Raw genomic sequence first — 4,769 nt, forward strand, 5'->3', positions numbered from 1 at the left:
AGAGCCTCTTTTTGGTGCATCTGTTGAATTAACATCATTCGATGCATATCCAATTATCTTATTATTTGCAGGTGCTATATATTTATTTGAATCTTCATCGAGAGGAGCTTCAAATAATAAAATACCTCCATAACACTTATTTGCTATCGGAAATATTTCTTCCTTGTATTCCTCCGCATTTGTTTTATATATCGGATACATAAGTCCTGATGGATTGAGCCTTAATAAATCTGGGACTGCATTAGTTATTAGGTTTTCATCTTCATAAATCTCCTTCTTATTTGTCCTCACATCAGTTAGTTCGATGGCTGATTTACCCTTGAGCATTTCCTTCCTCCTTATCTTTAAATTCTGTAGTAATTTCTTCCTTATATTTTCCAAGCATCAATCCTTGATATTTAAATCTTCCTACCTTTTCATTAAATACTAGTGGTCTTGGGACTTGGCTTTCTACTTTGTATTCAGCCTTCAATTTTCTAAGCAGGAATGAATGACTAAGTTCTATTATCTTCCAAGATTCATCAATCTTAAGCTTTCCATCCCAAGCCTCTGTAGAACCTAGAGATTGACCAGAGATAGCTGCGATAGCATTATCTTTTCCAATCATTGCTTGACCAGACTCAAGTCGTATTAAAACTGAAAAATTGTTCATTGTCTTTTCCTGAAGTTTAGTTAGTGGATAAAAAAGATTTAGAATATGGTCACCACTTAAGTAGGTTTCTTTTGGAATGTGATGTTCTATTTTCGTATCATTGAAAACATAAGTAATAACTATCCTTGTTGGTATTTCTATGTTTTCAATAAAGTCTAATTCTTCTACTTCCTCTTTTTCTTCATACTTTGGAGGATCATAGGATTTTCCATCTTTATTTAATACCTCTACTTGCTTCTTGACACTCCTTGAAATCTTTCTTGTCTTTTCTTCGGTATCACAGATGATATTTAACAAGATAGATGCATTAAAAATTGCCTCCGTTTCTTTATTGGAGGCAAATTCTATACGAATTATTGGTGTATCCGTTATGGTAAGATTAAAGGCAGAATAGTTTGAGTAGGCATGAACTACTAATTTTTCAGATTCAATCTGATTTAAAAGTCCTACTATATTTTTATCATTCTTACTCTTAGCTTTAGACAAATATGGATTTTTACCTACACCAAGAATTCTATGCTTGCTATTTATTTTATATTCTATGTCAGTGATGAGACCTTCAATCTTTTCTTCTTCATAAGAAATAGCTATTCTATCTCCTACATCAAGACTTGGGTCCCCTATAGTTACCATATCAAAAGGTGTGTGATGAATTTTGCAAATTTCAGTAAGAAGAGCCTCACACATTCTTTTTCTTTTTTCCGGAAGTCCTAATTGCATCAATGGATTTATTCCAAGGTTCATAGTTAATCCATCATCATTTTCTAAAGAGTAGTATTCAGCTATTTTAGTCTTTGCATTTGTTGAGTTGATGGCTGTATATCTTGTTTTAAAATCTGATATTGACGAAGAAAATCTTTCTCTTGTTTTAATTTCAGTTGATATGCTTTCTGCATACTTCTTTAAAACCAACTTACCATCACGTGAAACCCCAGCAAAAGCACCAAGAGTCGATGCTATATAGTGAATAAAGTCCCTGTAAGTTTCTATATCATGGTCTTGATAAATTGCCAAAACTTCTTCACCATTAACAAAAGCTTTCACCTCATCTTCTGTCATACCTAGTTCTACCTTGCACTTCTCACATGATAATGTAAGTAATTCAAAAGCTGTACCAAAGGTATCTGTTACTGGGAAGTTCTTATCAAACCTAAGCATATAGTCATAGCCTTTTAGTTCTAAAATCTTCTTAGACCTATTTGCCTCAGTGACATCAAAGATTCCCATTGGTATGGTTTCTATCTTTTTATTCTCTAATTCTTGATGATAGAAAAGTTCTAATTTGGAATCCTCTAAAGAATACCTATCTATATCTGAAAAAAGACTGATTCCAAACTCTCCAGCATAAACTGTACCTATTTCAAGTTCAGAAGATCCAGAGCAGGAACGATGGATGTAGCCAGACCCTTTTAAAATATCCTTATTGGTAAATGGAATAATGGTTTCATCTTTTAAGATGATATTTCCCGTCCAGTAAAATTTACGAGAGTTCTTTTTTATAACTGTTTTATATTCATTGCTTGTTGGATACATCAGTACTCCTCCAATGAAAAAGATACTTCCCACAATCCCTTATAAGAAGTATCTTTTATTAATTTGACTTGAAACTTGTCTATATACATTTGTGTCTCTTTTAGTTCCAATGTTTCTGTATCTAGGTATTTAACTTTAAGATTAGACTTGTTAGCAAAATTGCTTAAGGTCTTTACAAGTTTAGGACTACAAGAAAAACTTACAGAAATACTTGCTACTTTGTTTCTAACAATATCCCTCTGAATAGTTCCTGCCTCTGTTTCTCCTCCAGTATCTGCCTCTATATCTCTAAACTCCAAATCATAAGAATTTGGTAGAGGTAGGTCTACTCCTTCAATAATTAAATATGATTGATATTTCATTATACGACTACACCTCCATTCACTGCGTCGCTTGCTCCTTGTTCATGGGGTGAGACTGCATCTGACCTACCAACAAAATCATAGATTTTGGGTTAGGTCATTACCTACCTCCACTTCTTAAATTCTTACGCATAGATGCATTAACAATAACTTCATCAAGGAGAGTTCCACCAAGATAAACTGGTATGACTATATCTCCAGAATTTTCTGATTTTAAATTGATGTTTGCAAGTGCATCGGATATTTGTCTTCCTATATCAATTCCATTTGCAGTAGGTTCTTTATCGTGTCCACCAATACCTAGAGATGATATATTGGGACTTAAAACCATATCACTTGCCACATTTTCCATAGAAGATTGGACTAATCTTCTGCTCTTTTCTATTCCCTTAGATAGACCTTCCATAAAGTCTGGCATCCAAGATTCATAGTCGGTAAGTGGACCAACATCTGGAACAGAGAAGTGCAGGTAAGACCTAATAGTTGATGCTACATTCGATACAGCAGATGTCACATTGCTAATTGCACTTCTAATCCCTCTAGCAATTCCATTAATCATATCGGCTCCCCATGTATAAGCTTGAGATGCCAAATTCTTAATGTGATTAACCGCATTATTAAATCCATTTCTAATAGTGGACTGAATATTTGACATAGTAGATGAAATACTTGATCTCATAGAATTAAAGGCAGACGATACGGCTGACTTTGCAGTATTTACTGCAGATGAAATAGTCGACTTTATGGAGTTCCAAGCAGATGAAACAAAGGACTTAATATTGTTCATTGTTGATTGGATAAAGGTCTTTATCCCATTCCAGATTGATTCGAGGACTGTCTTAATAGAAGTTAAGATGTTCTCAATTGTAGTTCTTATGTTTGTCCAGGATGTAGAAATAAATGTCCCAATGGCAGTAATGACTGTTGTTAAAAACTCTTTTAGTCCATTCCAAATGGTTTCTACTTTTACTTTAATTGCATCAAGAACTGTTGAAATTAAAGTCTTAATACCTTCCCAAGTAGTCTTGATAAACTCTCCAACTGCTGTAAATACTTCTGTAGTTGTAGTTGAAATAGCTGTCCATATATTGGTAAAAGTTGTTTGAATTCCCGTCCAGAGGCTCGTAAAGAATTCTCCTAAACTTTGCCATAGACTCTTTGCTCCCTCAATAAAGGTATTCCAAGATTCAGTTAGAAAAGTTGTTATAGATGTCCATATGCTGTTCCATCCTTCAGAAAGTCCATTCCATAGATTGGCAAAGAAGTCCTTGATGCCTTTCCAAGTAGTCTTAACACCTTCAATAAATCCAGACCAGAATTCTGATAGAAAACTTGTGATTTCAGTCCAGGTACTTGTCCATGAATCAGATATCCCTTGCCATAGGTTTACGAAGAATTCTTTTATTCCATTCCAAATAGCAACAGTTGATTCCTTAATAGTTTCCCATATGGAGATGACCCCTTCTCTAAACCAGTCGCACTTCTTCCATAAAAGAACAAGACCTGCTATTACTGCACCAATAGCGATAGGAACTATACCAATGGCTGATACGACTGCTGTGATTGCTGGTATAAGTGTGCCTGTAAAGATTCCAACTATCTTAGTTATTCCTCCTACTATTAGAGGCCCTTTGGTCATAATAGTTCCTATTGACCAGATAAGCTTTCCTACAATCATTAGTACAGGACCAAGAGCAGCTATAAAAAGACCGATACCTGCAATAATACCTTTTACTGGTCCTGGAAGGGCATTAAGTCCATTTACCAGTTTTGTTAATATGTCTACTGCTTTTCTAACAGCAGGCATTAAGAGTTCTCCAAAGGATATAGCTAATTCTTCTAAGGCAGATTGTAAAATCTTTAATTGGCCAGCTAGGTTATCCTGCATAGTAGCAGCCATTTTTTCTGCTGTTCCATCTGCATTATAGATGGCATCACTCAAACTATTATAGTCTTTCTCACTGGCATTTATAATTGCCAACATTCCAGACATGGCATTTTTACCAAATATCATGGATGCTGCTTGTGCTTTTTGAGTTCCGTCTAAGTTAGTAAAGGCAACTCTAAAGGTGCTTAGAGTCTCATCAAGTGAAAGGCCCTGTACATCTTCAATAGATAAGCCTAACATGGACATTCCATTAATAACTTCTTTAGTTGGTGATGCGAGTCTTGTTAGTCCAGACCTTAAAGCGGTCCCTGCTTGTGAGCCTTTTATTCCTGCG

At 35.1% G+C, this 4,769-nt stretch carries 3 protein-coding genes and 1 pseudogene; all 4 read right to left on the minus strand.

Translation table 11 applies throughout. The features are described from left to right. A pseudogene (locus PEPTYR26121_RS08570) lies at window positions 1–327 on the minus strand (hypothetical protein); the annotation flags it as partial. Further along, the gene (locus PEPTYR26121_RS08575; RefSeq protein WP_180501014.1) at window positions 314–2,185 is read right to left on the minus strand and encodes a hypothetical protein; all 1,872 of its coding nucleotides are present in this window, start codon (window positions 2,183–2,185) and stop codon (window positions 314–316) included. The gene PEPTYR26121_RS08575 and the pseudogene PEPTYR26121_RS08570, both read right to left, overlap by 14 nt. Next, the gene (locus PEPTYR26121_RS08580; RefSeq protein ID WP_180501016.1) at window positions 2,185–2,547 is read right to left on the minus strand and encodes a hypothetical protein; all 363 of its coding nucleotides are present in this window, start codon (window positions 2,545–2,547) and stop codon (window positions 2,185–2,187) included. The genes PEPTYR26121_RS08575 and PEPTYR26121_RS08580 overlap by 1 nt, the downstream gene beginning before the upstream one ends. Window positions 2,548–2,647: 100 nt before the next feature. Beyond that, window positions 2,648–4,769 (minus strand): phage tail tape measure protein (locus PEPTYR26121_RS08585; protein ID WP_180501017.1); only part of this gene is annotated, 2,122 nt, incomplete at its 5' end.

This window comes from Aedoeadaptatus nemausensis, assembly GCF_903819165.1.
GTDB lineage: Bacteria > Bacillota > Clostridia > Tissierellales > Peptoniphilaceae > Aedoeadaptatus > Aedoeadaptatus nemausensis.

What these genes read in the sequence shown, in the direction of transcription:
- PEPTYR26121_RS08575 (WP_180501014.1), bottom strand. Translation starts at nt 2,185, where the DNA reads ATGTATCCAACAAGCAATGAATATAAAACAGTTATAAAAAAGAACTCT.
- PEPTYR26121_RS08580 (WP_180501016.1), bottom strand. Translation starts at nt 2,547, where the DNA reads ATGAAATATCAATCATATTTAATTATTGAAGGAGTAGACCTACCTCTA.